General features: G+C 65.0%; 14 protein-coding genes. 8 read left to right on the forward strand and 6 right to left on the reverse strand.

The annotated features are described in order from the left end of the window. The first annotated feature begins 97 nt into the window (after positions 1-97). The 4 genes from ACO06X_RS16385 to ACO06X_RS16400 all read left to right on the forward strand — a co-directional run bounded on the left by ACO06X_RS16385 (position 98) and on the right by ACO06X_RS16400 (position 5,581). Entirely contained in the window at positions 98-2,614 is a 2,517-nt protein-coding gene (locus tag ACO06X_RS16385; protein WP_421837272.1) for a TonB-dependent receptor, read from the forward strand. Between the two features lie 135 nt (positions 2,615-2,749). Further along, positions 2,750-4,240 carry a carotenoid oxygenase family protein gene (locus ACO06X_RS16390; RefSeq protein ID WP_421837273.1) on the forward strand — a complete coding sequence of 497 codons (1,491 nt, stop codon included), beginning with the start codon at positions 2,750-2,752 and terminating at the stop codon, positions 4,238-4,240. Then, positions 4,237-5,154, forward strand: coding sequence for an SDR family oxidoreductase (locus tag ACO06X_RS16395; RefSeq protein ID WP_421837274.1), 918 nt, complete (start codon positions 4,237-4,239; stop codon positions 5,152-5,154). The genes ACO06X_RS16390 and ACO06X_RS16395 overlap by 4 nt, the downstream gene beginning before the upstream one ends. 37 nt (positions 5,155-5,191) lie before the next feature. After that, positions 5,192-5,581, forward strand: coding sequence for a hypothetical protein (locus ACO06X_RS16400; RefSeq protein WP_421837275.1), 390 nt, complete (start codon positions 5,192-5,194; stop codon positions 5,579-5,581). Here the strand turns inward: ACO06X_RS16400 and ACO06X_RS16405 are convergent. The 4 genes from ACO06X_RS16405 to ACO06X_RS16420 all read right to left on the reverse strand — a co-directional run bounded on the left by ACO06X_RS16405 (position 5,578) and on the right by ACO06X_RS16420 (position 9,628). Then, a complete protein-coding gene (locus ACO06X_RS16405; RefSeq protein ID WP_421837276.1) occupies positions 5,578-5,961 on the reverse strand; it encodes a BLUF domain-containing protein in 384 nt (127 codons plus the stop codon). The genes ACO06X_RS16400 and ACO06X_RS16405 overlap by 4 nt on opposite strands. Before the next feature lie 153 nt (positions 5,962-6,114). Continuing rightward, positions 6,115-6,978 (reverse strand): dienelactone hydrolase family protein, encoded by an 864-nt coding sequence (locus ACO06X_RS16410; protein ID WP_421837277.1) that lies wholly within the window; start codon positions 6,976-6,978, stop codon positions 6,115-6,117. Between the two features lie 134 nt (positions 6,979-7,112). Beyond that, positions 7,113-8,027: an SDR family NAD(P)-dependent oxidoreductase gene (locus tag ACO06X_RS16415; RefSeq protein ID WP_421837278.1), complete on the reverse strand. Its 915-nt coding sequence runs from the start codon at positions 8,025-8,027 to the stop codon at positions 7,113-7,115. After that, positions 8,024-9,628 (reverse strand): MFS transporter, encoded by a 1,605-nt coding sequence (locus tag ACO06X_RS16420; RefSeq protein WP_421837279.1) that lies wholly within the window; start codon positions 9,626-9,628, stop codon positions 8,024-8,026. Before ACO06X_RS16420 ends, ACO06X_RS16415 begins: the two co-directional genes overlap by 4 nt. A 116-nt stretch (positions 9,629-9,744) precedes the next feature. On the opposite strand from ACO06X_RS16420, the gene ACO06X_RS16425 reads away from it, so the two are divergent. Together ACO06X_RS16425 and ACO06X_RS16430 are read left to right on the forward strand one after the other, a co-directional pair. Continuing rightward, positions 9,745-10,458, forward strand: coding sequence for a nuclear transport factor 2 family protein (locus ACO06X_RS16425; RefSeq protein WP_298164766.1), 714 nt, complete (start codon positions 9,745-9,747; stop codon positions 10,456-10,458). Between the two features lie 158 nt (positions 10,459-10,616). Beyond that, a complete protein-coding gene (locus ACO06X_RS16430) occupies positions 10,617-10,943 on the forward strand; it encodes a GIY-YIG nuclease family protein (RefSeq protein ID WP_421837280.1) in 327 nt (108 codons plus the stop codon). 288 nt (positions 10,944-11,231) lie between these two features. On the opposite strand, the gene ACO06X_RS16435 is transcribed toward ACO06X_RS16430, so the two are convergent. Continuing rightward, positions 11,232-11,714 (reverse strand): MarR family winged helix-turn-helix transcriptional regulator, encoded by a 483-nt coding sequence (locus ACO06X_RS16435; protein ID WP_421837281.1) that lies wholly within the window; start codon positions 11,712-11,714, stop codon positions 11,232-11,234. 204 nt (positions 11,715-11,918) lie between these two features. Here ACO06X_RS16435 and ACO06X_RS16440 point away from each other — a divergent pair, with 204 nt between their 5' ends. Beyond that, complete coding sequence (locus ACO06X_RS16440) at positions 11,919-14,306, forward strand: TonB-dependent receptor (RefSeq protein WP_421837282.1); 2,388 nt, start codon at positions 11,919-11,921, stop codon at positions 14,304-14,306. Between the two features lie 144 nt (positions 14,307-14,450). Further along, the gene (locus tag ACO06X_RS16445) at positions 14,451-15,920 is read left to right on the forward strand and encodes an aldehyde dehydrogenase (protein WP_421837283.1); all 1,470 of its coding nucleotides are present in this window, start codon (positions 14,451-14,453) and stop codon (positions 15,918-15,920) included. 148 nt (positions 15,921-16,068) lie between these two features. On the opposite strand, the gene ACO06X_RS16450 is transcribed toward ACO06X_RS16445, so the two are convergent. Then, positions 16,069-16,809 carry an SDR family oxidoreductase gene (locus ACO06X_RS16450; RefSeq protein ID WP_421837284.1) on the reverse strand — a complete coding sequence of 247 codons (741 nt, stop codon included), beginning with the start codon at positions 16,807-16,809 and terminating at the stop codon, positions 16,069-16,071. Between the last annotated feature and the right edge of the window lie 7 nt (positions 16,810-16,816).

Here is a 16,816-nt window from a genome sequence, read left to right on the forward strand (position 1 = left end):
ATACATTTTAGACAGGCCGGAGATTGCTTCCGCTGTCAGAATTGTTATGACTCATACCTGATTGAACGAGTAGATCGTCAACAAAGGGAGGGTGACCATGGCCAGATTGTCGGCCGCGAGGCGCGTTGCGCGTCTTCTCGGCATTACCGCTGCAGTAGTCTCCGTGCCGGCCTTCGCGCAGCAGACCGCTGCACCGCAGGCGGCAGAAGAGTCCGCTGCCAACAACGCTGCTTCGCAGGAAATCGTCGTTACCGCGCAGTTCCGCGCGCAGAAGCTGCAGGATACGCCGCTGGCGATCACCGCAGTCAACGCGGCCGTGCTGGAAGCGCGCGGGCAGACCGACATTTCGCAGATCGCCGCACAGGCACCGAACGTGACGCTGCGTGCGCAGCCGCAGAGCGGTGGTATCGGCCTGATCGCGTTCATTCGCGGCATCGGCCAGACCGACTTCAACTACGCGCTTGAACCGGGCGTCGGCATCTATGTCGACGACGTCTATATCCCGACGCTGTCGAGCTCGCTGCTCGATCTGATGGATCTGGAGCGCGTCGAAGTGCTGCGCGGGCCGCAGGGCACGCTGGCTGGCCGCAACTCGATCGGCGGCGCGATCAAGCTGTTCTCCAAGAAGCCCAACGGTGAAGGTGGCGGCTATCTGCAGGCGACGTATGGCGCCTACAACCGCATCGACGTGCGCGGCGTGGCGGACTTCAAGATCACCGATCACCTTTCCGCGCGGCTTTCCGGGGCGACCAAGAACACCGACGGCTATGTGAAGCTGCTCGATTATGGCCTTTCGCACCCCAATTCGAACGTGCCGGCCAACACCAATTCGGGCAATGGCATCGAGCGCGGCACGCTGGGCGGACGTTCGTTCTCGGCCGGGCGCCTGGCGCTGCGCTGGGAAGCCTCGCCCGATATCGAAGTGAACATTGCGGGCGATTACACCCGCGAGCGCAACGATGCCGGTGCGCAAGTGCTGCTCTATGGCGGCAGCCCGGCAACGACGCCCGAAGGTATCCCTTGGCTGAAGGGCAAGGACGGCAACGCTGTGCCGCTGAGCAACGCCTTCGTTCCCTACAGCACGCGCTTCCAGCAGAGCGGATCGGCCACCCCGGCGGGCTATGATCCGCGCTTCATCAACTACGCCAACTTCCTCGATGCGCGCACGCCGACGAGCCAGGCGCCGTTCAAGCCCTATTCCGCGAACAATGCCCAGAACTACGATGGTTGGGGCGTGACCGGAAACGTGACGGCGAAGCTGGCAGAAAACCTCAGCGCGGTGTGGATCTCCTCGTTCCGCCGCTACAAGATGAGCTTCGGCTTCGATCAGGACGGCTCGCCCGTGCCGGTCGCGCAGCTCGACAATATCCTGCGCCACCGCGCGTGGAGCCAGGAAGTGCGCCTCAACGGCAGCTTCATGGACAAGCGCATCGAGTACACGCTGGGCGGGTTCTACTTCGACCAGAACGGCACGTACAACGCGCGCGTCGACCTGAACTATGCGGGTATCGACTTCATCCACGGGCCGGACAGCACGCCTTCGACCTCGAAGGCGCTGTTCTTCAACGGCACGTTCCACATCACCGACGCGTGGGGCATCACGGGCGGCATCCGCCACACGTGGGACAAGAAGGACTACACCTACTTCCGTTCGAACCCGGACGGTACGGTGCCCGGGCCGCTGCCGTGCGAATTCTTCCTCGGCGCGCCCACGGCGGGCCCGACCGGTGTCGGCAATTCGCCCAACTGCCTCCTGATCGGCCTCTATAACGTCACCGGCCAGTTCAAGGGACAGCGCACCGACTGGCGCGTGGAGACGGACTACCGGTTTAGCCCGGAAGTCTTCGCCTATGCGTCGGTGGCGACGGGCTACAAGGGTGGCGGCGTGAATCCGCGCCCGTTCTTCGGGCCTTCGGCGGGTGATTGCAACGTGCTGCCGTTCGGCGCGCCGTGCAACCAGATCACTTCGTTCCAGCCGGAAACGTTGCGGACCTATGAAGCCGGCATCAAGACCGACCTGTTCGATCGCAAGCTGCGCTTCAACGCATCGGCCTTCTACAACAAGTATGACAACATCATCCTGACGCTGACGCGCTGCCACGGATTCTCGCCGTGTCTGATGCCCGCCAACGTCGGCAAGGCGAATGTCTGGGGTCTTGAGGCCGAAACCACGATCCGTCCGGTCGAGGGCTTCACGCTGGATGGCTCGATCAGCTACCTGCACTTCAAGTACAAGGACACCGGCACGACCAATGTGCCGCTGACCAACGTCACGCCCTATACCCCGAAGTGGAACTGGAGCTTTGGCGCGCAGTATGATTACGCGCTCAAGGCCGGCATGATCAGCCTTCGTTTCGACGGCACCTACCAGTCGTCGATCTTCACCGAGGCCTTCAATGGCGCCGACAACCTCGTCGACGGCCGCTTCCTGGGCAACGCCAGGCTGACCTACACCAGCCCGGACAAGGCCTGGCAGGTTTCGGGCGAAGTGCAGAACGTGTTCAACAAGTACTATTACAACACGATCGAAGACGTGAAGAGCTCGCTGGGCGCGATCACGGCCAACCCCGGCCTGCCGCGCACCTGGGCGCTGACGGTCAAGCGCACGTTCTGATCCGCGCGCTTTCCTGAACAAGGCAAGGGGCCGCTCCGCTTCGGTGGGGCGGCCCTTTCCTTTTGCGGAATCGGTTGAAATCCTCTGCTTCTGCGCTACACCTATCGTAACAAATGATAGGATGGGATGGGGCTTATGGGTGCGTTTCCGCAGACAATGTACTTCGCCGGGCTCAATGAACCCGTAGGGCAGGAAGCCAGCCTGACCGGGCTGACGGTTGAAGGCACGCTGCCGCCCGAAGTGCGCGGCAGCTTTTACCGCGCGGTGCCGGATCCTGCGTTCCCGCCCAAGTTCGAGAATGATCACACGCTTTCGGGCGACGGGATGGTGAGCCGGCTTTCGTTCAATGCCGATGGCACGGCGGACTTCGCCATCCGCTTTGTCGAGACTGCGCGCTATCTGGCGGAGAAGGAGGCGGGGCATGCGCGCTTCGGCAAGTATCGCAACCCGTTTACCGATGATGCCGATGTAGCGGGTGTTGACCGCACGGTGGCGAACACCACGCCCGTCTGGCACGCGGGCCGCATGCTGATGGCGAAGGAGGATGGGCGACCCTACCGCGTCGATCCCGTGACGCTCGAAACGCTGGGCTCGTATGACTTCGGCGGGGCGCTGAAATCGGAGACGATGACCGCGCATGTGCGGATCGATCCCGCGACGAAGGAACTGTTCTTCTATGGCTATGAGGCCGATGGGCTGGCTTCGACGAAGGTTTCCTATTGCGTGGTGGGGCCGGACGGCACGCTGAAGAGCGAGCAGTGGTTCGATGCGCCCTACTGCGCGATGATGCATGATTTCACGATCAGCGAGAACTACGCGCTGTTTCCGATCTACCCGACCACGGCGGACCTCGAGCGCCTCAAGGCGGGGGGCGAGCACTGGCATCATGAGCCGGAGCTGGATTCATGGCTGGGCGTGATGCCGCGCTATGGCGACGTTTCCGAGATCCGCTGGTTCAAGGGGCCGAAGGGCGTCCATTCCTACCACATGATGAATGCCTGGGAGGACGAGGCTGGCCTGCTCCACTTCGATGCTTGCCTCAATTCGACCAATGCCTTTGCCTTCATCCGCGAGCCTTCGGGCATCCACTTGCAGCCGTGGGAAGTGCAGGGCGCGCTGACGCGGTGGACAGTCGATCCCAAGGCGGAGGGCGGTGATGTGACGGCGACCATCATCGGACCTCCGGGCGATTTCCCGGTGATCCCGGCGGCGCGGCAGGGGCGGCCCTATACGCATGGCTGGATGCTGACGATGAACCCCGAGCTTCAGGGGCCGCCCTTGCTGGGTGGGCCGGTGGGCGCGATGTTCAACCTGCTGCTGCGGCTGGACATGCGGGCCAGCTCGCCGCAGGCGCAAAAACGCCCACCGCAGGCGCTGGCCTTGCCCCCGATGGCCGGGTTCAACGAGCCGGTGCATGTGCCTGCCGCCGATCCAGCGCATGAAGGTTGGCTGGTGACGATCTTGGACCAGCAGATCGGCGACAATGCATTCGTGCATGAGGCCTGGGTGATCGACGCTGGCAACATCGCGGCTGGCCCGGTCGCCAAGGTGGCAATTCCGCTGCGCCTGCGCCCGCAAGTGCATGGCTGGTGGGTGCCGCAGGCCGAACTGGATGCTGCTGCATGAGCCGTATCGTCATCACCGGCGCTTCGGGCAATTATGGCCGGGGGCTGACCGACCGGCTGATCGCGGCGGGGCGCGCGGCGGACCTGATCCTGATCACACGCTCGCCCGCCAAGCTGGCGGACCGCGTGAGCCAGGGCTGCACCGTGCGCTATGGCGATTTCGACAAGCCCGAAACGCTGGCCGAGGCGGTGCAGGGCGCGGAAAAGATGCTGCTCATCTCCGGCACGCGGGTCGGCGCGCGGGTGGTGCAGCACAAGGCGGCGATCGATGCGGCAGCGGCGGCGGGCGTGAAGCACATCGCCTATACCAGCTTCATCGGCATCGATGATCCGGCGAACCCGGCCGAAGTGCGCCACGATCATATCGAGACCGAACGGCTGATCCACGCCTCTGGCATGGCGTGGACCATGCTGCGCGATGCGCACTATGCCGATGCGATGATCCTGATGGCTGGCCCGCAAGTGATGCAGAGCGGCCAATGGGTGAGCAATGCGGGCGAGGGGCTGGAGGCGATGGTCTGGCGCGAGGACTGCATCGCCGCTGCCGCAGCGGTGCTGCTGGGCGAGGGACATGAGGGCCAGGTCTACAACATCACCGGGCCGGAGCTTCAGACCTTCCGCGAAGTGGCGGCGATCATGGCGGAGGTGACGGGGCGCCCCGTGGCCTATGTTGCGACCACCGACGACGAGCAATACGCCATGTTCGATGCCATGGGCATTCCGCGCCGCCCGGTCGATGACCAGAGCGTGGCGGGCATCCCGTGGAACAGCGACGATATGGTGACCTTCGGGCAGGCCATCCGCGAGGGGTTCCTCGAAGTCTGCACCGATGATGTCGAGCGGCTGACCGGGCGCAAGGCGCGCTCAGTGCGGCAGATGATCGAGGACAACGCGGAGATGCTGCGCAGCGTGTGATCCTCTGCTAGTTTGCGGCTTCGGAAGGACGGAGCCGATGAAGCAGTCGACACGGTATGGGCTGGCGGGGCTGGGCGGTCTGGCGCTGCTGACGCTGGTGCAGTGGGCGCGGCAGGAGCATCTGCAGCACGGCGCGGTGCTGACCTACCTGATCGGCGTGGGGCCGAATTTCGCGGCGGCGATTGCGATCACTTTCGTACTGCTGGGGGCGTGGGCAGAACAGCGACCCGGCGCGGATGGCCGGGGGGAGCGCCTGCGTTTCAGGGTGAGCGCGGCGATCAGCGGCGGAGGGCTGCTGGGCTGGGAAGCCGTGCAGATGCTCAGCCGCAATCTCGTGTTCGATTGGCAGGATGTGCTGGCGACTTTGGCCGGGATTGCGGTGTGTTTCGTGCTCTTCGCCGTGATTGCACCGCGCAGCAAAGCCTAGTGCCAGGTCGCCTTCATGGCGCGCACGACGTCGGCGGTCTGCTGGAGGATGTCGTCGATCTGTTCGGCGAGGAACGTCTTGGGATCGCGGTAGGCCATCGCGAGGCCAGTGTAGCGGCGCGCGACGAGCGGGGCATCGGCGACGAGGGTGAGGCTGTGGTGGCGCGGATCGCCCTTGATCCGGCGCAGCACCGCGCGCACCGCATCCTCCGGGCCTTCGAGCACCTGGGCGAACTTCCCCTTGTGCAGCGTGAGCACGCTGGACACGCCGATCCGCGCATTGCGATCGCCGGAGAGGGCGCAGATTTCCCGGACTTGCCGCATCGCCGCCTCATGCGTGGCCACGGCGATGCTGGTGTAGGACAACTTCCACAGGCGCATGGGCGGACGGGTCCTGTCCTATCCACTCCGCACCCGTTGTGCGGCCATGGAATGCTAACTGAGGTTAGGCTTTTTTACTGAAATTGGAAGAGGCATGGACCCGACAAGACCCAAAAGTACCACAAAGTGTGGCTTGGATGCCGCTATCGCACCTCAGAGATTGGCCGCGTAGAGTGCGAGCATGCGGCTCCACGCTTTTTCGGCCTGCGGCTTGTCGTAGATCGGCGCGTCGATGGTGCACCAGCCGTGCTGGGCGGGGTAGACCTCGATCTCGGCGGGGCGGCCGGCAGCCTTGGCGGCGGCGGCGAGCGCGGTCTTGTCGCCGGGCGCACTGGCATCGTCGTTCTGGGCGATGGCGATGAGGAAGCCGGCCTTGGTCTTTGCAAGCAAGTTGACCGGGCTGTCCGACCCTTCGCCGACCAGGCCCGCGCCGTGGAACGAGGCAGCGGCGCCGATGCGGCCCGGCACGGCGGCAGCGGTGCGCACGGTGTAGGGGCCGCCCATGCAATAGCCGCAGGTGCCGATGCGCTTGGCGGTATCGACTTCGGCTTGGCTATCGAGCCACGCCGCGAAGGCCTTGGCATCGCTCATCGTGCCGGCGGGGGTGATCCCGGCGATGAGCGGCTTGAGCTTGGCCTGCCCTTCCGGCGTGCGCCATGCGACGAGCGAATCGAGCACCGGGGCGACCGCGCCGCGGTAGTAGTGATTGACCACCAGCACGGCGTAACCGGCGGAGGCGAGGCGGGCGGCCATGGTCTTGTAGGCCTCGCGCAGGCCGGCGATATCGGGCCACATGATCACGGCGGGGTGCTTGCCGGTTTCGGGCGTGTAGAACCATGCATCGACTTTGCCATCGGGCGTCGTGACGGTAACGGCGCGGCCTTTCACGCCTGCAGCCTCCTGCGCCATGCCGCAGCCCGGCAGGCTGGCGAGCACGGCAGCGCTGGCACCGGCGGCACTGAACTGGCGGCGGCTGAGCCAGAGGGCATTTTCGGCTTCGGTCAGTTCGTCACACATGGGATCGGTCTTTCGCTGGGGTGGCGCGCGCATCGGCAATCTTACCCAAGGTTCCGTTCGTGTCGAGCGAAGTCGAGACACCAGGCGCTGCGAGTGGTGTCTCGACTTCGCTCGACACGAACGGATGGGGATGATCAAGTCAGGTCGCCGAGGCCGATGACCGTTCCGGCTGCTGCGGCGGCATTAGCGGCGCGGCGCAGGTTCTCGATGGCAAGCCTTTCGGGCGGGGCTTCTTCCTGCGGCAGCGCGGCGAGGCTCTTTTCGTAGATCTCGCGGAAGTCCTCGGCAAATTCGGGGTGGGTGAGGATGAGTCCGTCGCCGCGCTCCATGCCGGCGAGGATCTTGGTGCCGACTTCGTACGGGTCCATCCCGGCTTCGAAGGCGGTGCCGAATTGTTCGAGCTCGGCGCGGTCCGCGGGGGCGAAGCCGCTGTCTCCGAATTCCGCAGGGCGCTTCAATGCGGAATCCCACGCATTGGTGCGGGTCAGCGCGGGGCAGCAGAGCGAGCAGCCGATGCCGTGGGGGGCGAGATTGTAGCGCAGCGATTCCGTCAGGCCGCGCACGGCAAACTTGCTGGCGGTGTAGATGCCCGCCTGCGGGCCGGGGAGGAAGGCGGCCATGCTGGCGACGTTGACGACATGGCGGCGGCCGGCGGCGGCCTTGAGCTTGGGCAGGAAGCTGACGACACCGTTCACCACACCGCCGAAGTTGACGCCCATGATCCAGTCGTAATCGGCGTAGCTGGCCTCATCGGTGGGGCCGAACACGCTGACCCCGGCGTTGTTGACGAGGACGTGGACTGCGCCGAAATGGGCTTCCACTTGTGCCGCGGCTTCGGCGAAGGCGGCGCGGTCGGTGACGTCGAGCTTGATGAAGAGCGGCTGCTCGCGGCCCTTGGCGGCGAACCACGCAGCGGTCTGGGCGCGGTGGTCTTCGTTGCGGTAGCTGATGGCGAGGCGCAGGCCCGCATCGCTGAAGGCCTGCGCGACGCCGAGGCCGATGCCGGTGACGCCGCCGGTGATGAAGGCGACTTGTCCTTCGAAGCTCATGCGTTCCTGCTTTCCTTGAGGCGCTTGCCGGCCGTTTCGGGCAGGCCGAACAGCGCCACGACGGCGGCGATGACGACCATGATGAAGGGATACCAGAAGCCCGCCATAACGCTGCCGGTGGTGGCCACGATGGCCTGCACGATGAAGGGCATGAAGCCCGCGAAGATGCCGACGCCGAAGTTGTAGGACGTGGCGAGCGAGGAATAGCGCGTGCGGGCGGGGAACTGCTCGGTGAGCCACGCGCCCATCGGGCCATAGGTGAGGATGCCGGGCAGGCCGACCACGACCATGGCGATGACGATGATGAGGAGATTGCTGGCGGGCGGGGTGACCGGCTCCGTGGTGTAGCCGGCTGCCTTGAGCGCGGGCTGGAGCGCATCCAGCGATGCAGGCGAGCCGCCCACGGTGACGACGGGCGCCGACCCGGCAGGCGCATCCTGCTTGGTATAGGGCACGCCGGCGCGGGTGAGGGTATCGAGCACTTTGCCGCAGGCGCTGGCCTGGCCGTGCTGGGCGAAGGGATTGAAGGTGCAGTCTGCGCCGGAGACGACGACAGGATGCTCCTTCGCGGCGCGGGCAAGGGCGGGATTGGCCTGATCGGCGATGAGCTGGAAGCCGGGGAACAGCACCACGAGCATCATGAGATAGCCCGCCAGAACCACCGGCTTGCGCCCCACGAAATCGGAAAGCCAGCCCGCGAGGACATTCGTGAAGGCCAGGACCGCAAGAACGCCGATGAGCAGCGTGCGGGTGAGCACCGGGTCCATGTGAACCGAGACCTGCATGAAATTGAGCAACTGGATCATGCCCACGTAGCCGCAGATCGACTGGCCGACCGCGCCGCCGAACGTGGCCGCAAACAGGCGGCGCAGCTGCTTGGGCGTGGCATAGGCTTCGCGCAGCGGCGTGCGGGCAAGTTCGCCCGCTTTCTGCATGGCGCTGAAAACCGGGCTTTCGGAAAGCTTGAGGCGCATCCACACCGAGACGGCGAGGAGCACAAGGCTGGAAATGAAGGGAATGCGCCAGCCCCAGGCTATCCACGCTTCCTCGCCCACCAGCGTTTCGGTGGCGAGCACGACGAGGAGGCTGAGCGAGAAGCCTGCCGAGGCGCCGATCTGGATCCAGCCGGTGTAGAACCCGCGCTTCCTGAGCGGCGCGTGTTCGGCGACGTAGATCACCGCGCCGCCATATTCGCCGCCGACCGCGAGGCCCTGCAGCGCCCGCAGCACCACCAGGAGGATCGGCGCGGCGATGCCCCACTGCGCATACGTGCCGAGGAGGCCGATTGCGGTGGTGGCAAGGCCCATCAGGGTGATGGTGACGAGGAAGGTGACCTTGCGGCCGAAGCGGTCTCCGAAAGTGCCGAAGATGGCTGCACCAAAGGGGCGGGCGGCAAAGCCGATGCCGAAGGTGGCGAGCGCGAGGAGGAAGCCTGCGGCGGGGCTGGAGCCGGGGAAGAAAAGCTTGCCGAACAGCGGCGCAAGCGTGCCGTAGATGTAGAAATCGTACCATTCGAAGGCCGTACCGGCAGCCGATGCCGCAATCACGGTGCGGATGTCGGCCAACGACGGCTCTCCCGCCGGCTCGCGTATCGAATCCATTCTTCTCTCCCCTTTGCCGCAGCATGGCCGCAGCAGAGGCGATTGCCAATCGTTTCGCGATTAGTTAGCCTTGCTTACAATTTCCCGCAAATGGGGAATCGATGGGAGCTGGGTAAATGTCTGATCTGGAAGCGCGTCTTGCCGCACTGGAAAACCGCGTGGGCGAGCTGGAGGACATCAACGCGATCCGCCGCCTCCAAATGGCCTATGGCTATTACATCGATTACAACCGCCCCGAGGAAGTGGCCGGCCTGTTTGCCGAGGACGGCGCGGTGGTGTTCCTTTCGGGCGAGTATCGCGGCCATGCGGGCGTGATGCGGCTCTACGGCACGTGGTTCCAGAACATGTTTACGGATGGCAAGCGCGGGCCGATCCATGGCTTCCTGCTCGACCATTTCCAGCTGCAGGACGTGATCACCATCGCGCCCGACCGGCAGACCGCCAAGGGCCGCTTCCGGGGCATCCTCGCGGGCGGTTGGCACGACGAGGTGCTGGCCAACAAGCCCGAACACGTGCCGCAGCAGTTCTGGGAATCGGGCATCTACGAGAACGACTACGTGCGCGAAAACGGCGTGTGGAAGATCAAGCGGCTCGATTACCTGATGCAGTGGCAGGGCGATTACGAGACCGGCTGGGCGCATACCGTCTCGCACCTGCAGCCCGCCGTGGTGTGCTATCCGGAAAACCCGCTTGGCCCGGATGTGATCTTGCCCGAGGAAAACTACCGCCCGACCTGGCCGCACCGACAGGAAGTGCCGATGAGCTTTGCGCACCCGGTGCTGGCGGAAGCGTTTCGGCTGGAGGCGTTTGCGGCGCTGAAGGATAAGTAGGGGGATTGGGCGAGCGCGGCTGAAGGTTAGCCAAGCCCCGTGTCGAGCACGGGGCGACGGTGGTTTTTTTGCGCAAGGTTTTCAAACAACCCCCGTCACCCCGTGCTTGACACGGGGTTTGGCTTTTCTTTCTCCGCCTTTGCCGCAATACATGCGCCATGGAAAAAGGCGGCTGGGTCTACATCATGGCGAACCGCTATCGCGGCGGCACATACGTTGGCGTCACGTCCGATTTGATCCGGCGCGTGTGGCAGCATCGCGAGGGTGAAGGCTCCATCCACGTAAAGGACTTTGCCAAGACAAGGCTGGTCTACGCTGAACGACACGAGGAAATCGAACCTGCCATTGCGCGCGAGAAGCTCGTCAAGAAATGGCGCCGCGAATGGAAATTCGCGCTGATCGAGGCAGACAATCCTGATTGGCTGGACCTTTGGGACCAGTGGTATCCGGCGGGGGATGTGCCGGTTGGCGAGGCCCAAAGGTAGCCAAGCCCCGTGTCAAGCACGGGGCGACGGTGGTTTTTTGCGCGAGGTTTTCAAACAATCCCCGTCGCCCCGTGCTTGACACGGGGCTTGGCTTCTCTCGCAACCTCGCGTTTGGCATGACGTATCGATGGAGAAGGGCGGCTGGCTTGACCTTTGTGACCAGTGGTATTCAGCCGGTGAAGCGCCACTTGGCGGCGCAGGAAGGCAGCCAAGCCCCGTTTCAAGCACGGAGCGACGGAGGTTTTGGGATTTGCTGGAAGCTATGGCCGCAGCAGCAAAGCCCAGCCCCTAACCAGCCCCCGTCATCCGCGCCAGGATCGCCTGTGCTGCCGCATGGAACACCGCGCGTTCCTTCGGGGTGAAATCGGCGAAGAGGTGCCCGCCGACTTCGGCCATCGCGGGGATCGTCTGGCGGAACAGGTCCATGCCCGCGGCCGTCAGCCGCACCGGTTTGCGGCGGCGGTTGGTGGCGTCGGGGGCCAGTTCGACCAGTCCGCGCGCGGTGAGGGCGGCGATCGCGCGGCTCACGTTCATCGGTGGCAGGCCCATGATGTCGGACAGTTCGTGCCCGGCAAGTTCGCCTTCGCCGCCGAGTGCGAGGATGATCTTGAGATCGTTGGGGCTGAGGCCCATCGGCTCCGCCACTCCTTCGCGCATGGGCCGCGCGATGAAGGTGCCGAGCTTTAGCAGATCGACGAGGAGTGCGGCATCTTCGCCCAGATCGAGATCGGGACGGGCAGGGGTAGTATCCTGAGCGGGCATGGCAACCATGGCGCGCTTATCGCGTTGCTGGAGCGGGACGGCAAGAGGGGGCGCAAACCTACCTGCACGACCGGCGGCGCGCACAGCTTGCCCCCTGCAAAAAGACCTGTCTCCAACGCGGCGCAAGGGACTTGCAAAGGTCAAATTAGTATGCCTTACTAACAAACGGTAGAACGGCCTCGCAGAGGGCTTCACAAGGAGAGGGGATCACCCATGGCGAAGACACCCACGCTATCGTTGCGTCTATTTTCCGCTGGCAGCGCGCTTGCGCTCGCGTGCGGGCTGGCTGTTCCGGCAATGGCGCAGCAGGCGCCGCAGGCGCAGCCGCAGGACGCCGCGCAGGCATCCGATGATAACGGCAGCATCAAGGAAATCGTCGTCACGGCGCAGTTCCGTTCGCAGAAGCTGCAGGATACGCCGCTTTCGATCACCGCGATCGATGCGAACCTGCTCGCCTCGCGCAACCAGACAGACCTTGCGCAGATCGCCGCGCAGGCGCCCAACGTGGTGCTCAATGCGCAGGGCGGTGCCTATGGCTCCTCGCTTGGCGCCTCGATCCGCGGCATCGGCCAGTTCGATTTCAACCCCGCCTATGAACCGGGCGTGGGCATGTACATCGACGATGTCTACTATGCGACGCTGACCGGCGGCATCTTCGATCTGCTCGACCTTGACCGGGTGGAAGTGCTGCGCGGGCCGCAGGGTACGCTTACGGGCCGCAACTCGATCGGCGGCGCGATCAAGCTCTTTTCCAAGAAGCCGACCGACGAGAATACGGGCACGGTGGAGGCGGTCTATGGCAGCCGCCAGCGCGTCGACTTGCGTGGCAGCGCCAACTTCAAGCTGGCCGATGGGCTCTATGGCCGCATCTCGGGCGTCTACAAGCGGCAGGAAGGCTATGTCGACCAGCTCGACTATGGCTGCGTCTATCCCAACAACGCGCAGGGCATCGGCGCGCGGCCGAGCAGCGGGCAGGGCTGCCTGATCGACAAGCTGGGCGAGCGCAATTACGCGGGCATACGCGGCTCGCTGCGCTACAACCCGAACGACAGCATCGATTACATCGTGGCGGGTGACTACACCTACGAAAACCGCACCAATGCCGCCGAGGTCGTCACTTCGGTGAACCCGGCGCGGGTGAGCAGCACCTATCTGTGCGGCCGCTTCTGCACCTTCGCCAACTTCTACGGGCAGGGCAACACGCCGCCGCCGGGGCTTTCGATCCCCGGGCCGTGGGGCCAGGTCAAGGACGGGTACTACATGCCCAACCGCGTGAAGTTCACCGGCTGGGGTGTTTCGGGCAACGGCACGTTCAAGCTGGGTGACAACTTCAACGTCCAGTCGATCACCGCCTACCGCGAATACCGCCAGAAGTGGGGCACCGACGACGACTTCACGCCCGACCTCAACGTAGTTGGGCAGGGGTACAACGACCTCAAGTTCTGGTTCTTCAGCCAGGAGCTGCGCTTCAACGGCAAGATCGGGGACAAGATCGACTTCACGCTGGGCGGGTTCTATTCCGACCAGCGCTCGACCTACTTCACCCGGCAGGACATCCGCTACATCGCGCCGGGGCTGAACTTCCAGTTCCTCGGCAACGATCCGGTGAATGCAGACAGCAAGGCGGTGTTCGGCACGGTGATCGCGCGGCCGATCGAGGGCCTGACGCTGACGGGCGGCCTGCGCTACACCGAGGAGCACAAGGACTATACCTTCGTGCGCCAGAACTATGATGGTTCGGTCTCGTACTTCCTCGGCGCGCTCAATGGCGTGAAGGCGACGTTTGACGGCAACAAGGTCGACTGGCGCGTTTCGGCGGACTACCGCTTCAGCCCGCAGGTTCTGGCCTATGTCACGGTCGGCACCGGCTTCAAGGGCGGCGGTGTGACCGCGCGTCCGTTCGACGCACCGCAGGCGCTGAACGGCAGCTTCGGTCCGGAAACCGTTACCGCCTATGAAGTGGGCCTCAAGACCGACCTGTTCGACCGCCGCCTGCGCGTGAACGTTTCCGCGTTCTACAACGATTACAAGGATGTGCAGCTGCCGCTGATCAGCTGCGCCTCGCTGGGATCGAACGCGCCGTGCGGTGCGCGCCAGAACGCGGGCGACGGCAAGATCAAGGGTGTCGAACTTGAGGTTCAGGCCAATCCGATCGACGGCCTCTCCTTCGACGGCTCGGTCAGCTACCTTGACGGCGAATGGTCGCGCATCGATCCGCGCGTGGGCAATGCCGTGCTGCTGAGCGATCCGATCGCGACGCCGAAGTGGAAGTGGGCGTTCGGCGTGCAATACCGCGCCGAGCTGGGTTCGGCCGGCTCGATCACGCCGCGCTTCGATCTCAGCTACTTTGGCCGCAACAACATCGGCCGCATCGCGGGCGGGGCGCCGATCGATTATGCGGCGGCCTATACGCTGGGCAACGCGCGCCTGACGTGGCGCAACAAGGGCGAGGATCTCTCGGTCTCGTTCGAAGTGCAGAACCTGTTCGACAAGTACTACACGCCCTACCGCTTTGCGGCGGTGCAGGCGTTCACCGGCACGATCTACAGCCAGGTCGGCCGTCCGCGCGAATGGGCGCTCACGGTTCAGAAGAAGTTCTGATCCACTCGGCATTCCCGATCATGAGGGGAAGGGGCGGCCAGCGATGGTCGCCCCTTTTTTCTTGGGTCGCTCTTGCCTCAATTATAACAAATGGTAGATTCATCGACAAATGCGCCGGAGCAGGCGCCGTGGGGAGAAAGTATCATGCTGCCAGCGGGCGTCGCCATCGCGCATCCCGACAAGCTCTATATCGGCGGCGCGTGGGTGCCAGCACGCAGCGGGCGGCTGATCGAGCTCATCTCGCCCGATACCGAACAGGTCGTGGCGCGCGTGGCCGAGGCGGATGAGGCCGATATGGACGCGGCGGTGAGCGCGGCGCGGGCCGCGTTCGACCATGGGCCCTGGCCGATGATGGCGCCGGCGGAGCGGATCGCAGCGTTCCGGCGCGTGGTGGGCCACTTGCGCGCGCGGGTGGATGAACTGGCGCGGTGCTGGACGGCGCAGATGGGCGGACTGGCCAGCTTTGCCGGGCCGATGCATGCGGGTTCGGTTGCGGTGCTGGAAGGCATTGCCGCGATTGCGGAGGACTTCGCCTTTGTCGAGCAGCGGCCGAGCATGGGCGCGGCGGCGGGCTTTGTCGTGCATGAGCCGGTGGGCGTGGTCGCGGCCATCGCGCCGTGGAACGGGCCGTTCGGGATCATGGCGAACAAGGTGGCCTATGCGCTGCTCGCCGGATGCCCGGTGATCATGAAGCCTTCGCCCGAAACGCCGCTGGAGGCCTATATCATTGCCGAGGCGGCGGAGGCGGCAGGGCTGCCGGCGGGCGTGGTGAACCTCGTGACCGGGCACCGCGAGGCGAGCGACCACCTCGTCTGCAACCACGGCGTGGACAAGGTGACCTTTACCGGATCGACCGTGGCGGGTCAGCGCATCGCATCGGTCTGCGGAGAGCGGATCGCGCGCTGCACGCTGGAACTGGGCGGTAAGTCCGCCGCGCTGGTGCGCGATGATTTCCCGATTCCGATCGCCGCGAAGATGCTGGCAGGCACGATCACGATGATGAGCGGGCAGGTTTGCGCGATGCTGAGCCGCGTGATCGTGCTGCGCGCGCGGCATGACGAGCTGGCGGAGGCGATTGCCGGAGAGATGCGGCAGGTGGTGATCGGCCATTCGGATGACCCGCGCACGCAGCTGGGGCCGCTGGCGATGAAGCGGCAGCGCGACCGGGTGGAGATGTATATCGCGGAAGGCCGCAAAGTGGCCGATCTGATCTGCGGCGGGGCGCGGCCCGCGCACCTCAATCAGGGCTATTTCATCGAGCCGACACTGTTCGCCAATGTGCCCAATGATAGCCGGATCGCGCAGGAAGAGATCTTCGGCCCGGTGCTCAGCCTGATCCCGGCGGAGGACGAGGAGGACATGATCCGCATCGCCAACGATTCGCGCTTCGGCCTCAATGGTTCGGTGCTGACACATGATGTGGATGCGGCGTACCGGATCGGGCGGCGCGTGCGCACGGGCGGGTTTGGGCAGAACGGCCTCCGGATGGATTTCGGGCTGCCTTATGGCGGGTTCAAGCAATCGGGGATCGGGCGTGAGGGCGGGCGCGAGGGGTTGATGCCCTATCTGGAGGTGAAGACGCTGCTGCTCGATGGGGTGCCGAGCGCGCTCTAGCCGCCCAAACTATGCGTTCACGCTTCGTCGCCCCGTGCTTGACACGGGGCTAGGCTCTTCTTCCGGCGCGGTGGTGCGCAAGGAAAGCCAAGGCCCGTGTCAAGCACGGGCCGACGAGCGTGTTTGGCGGAAGAAGGCGTGGCATCTCCTAACCCAGTTCCACGCAGCCGCCGTCCACGTAGAGATCGACGCCGTTGATGAAGCTGGCCTCGGCGCTGGCGAGGAAGAGGACGGCGCGGGCGATTTCTTCGGCCTCACCCATCCGGCCTAGCGGGACCACGTCGCCTAGCATCGCGCGGGTGGCTTCGATTTCGGCCTCGCTGGCGCCGCGTTTGAAGATTTCGGTCTCGGTGGGGCCGGGGCTGACCATATTGACGCGGATGCGGCGGGGGAGAAGCTCCTTGCCGACGGTGCGGGCCATCGCGCGTAGGCCTGCCTTGGCGGATGCGTAGGCAACGTTGCCCGCGAGCGCGAGTTCGCTGCCGATCGAACCGGTGATGACGATGGAACCGCCATCCCGCAGGAGCGGCAGCGCGTTCTGGATCGCGAAGAACGCGCCGCGCAGGTTCACGTTGTGGATGCCGTCCCAGAATTCCTCGGTCACGTGCGGCATGGCGGCAAACCCGCCGACCCCGGCGTTGACGAAGAGCACGTCGATCCCGCCGAGCGCGTGCTCGATTTCAGCGAGCGCGGCTTTGGTCTGCGCCACATCGCCCATGTCGCTCGCTATGCCGAGCGCGCCCAGTTCCTCAGCGGCGAGGCCAAGGGTCTCGTGGTTGCGGCCGGTGATCGCGAGCTTGGCGCCCTCGGCCGCGAACATCTTCGCGGCGGCGAGCCCGATCCCGGCATTGCCACCGAGGATCACGACGCATTTGTCGGTAAAGCGCATGGGGCCC

This window comes from Novosphingobium sp. (assembly GCF_965229225.1).
GTDB lineage: Bacteria > Pseudomonadota > Alphaproteobacteria > Sphingomonadales > Sphingomonadaceae > Novosphingobium.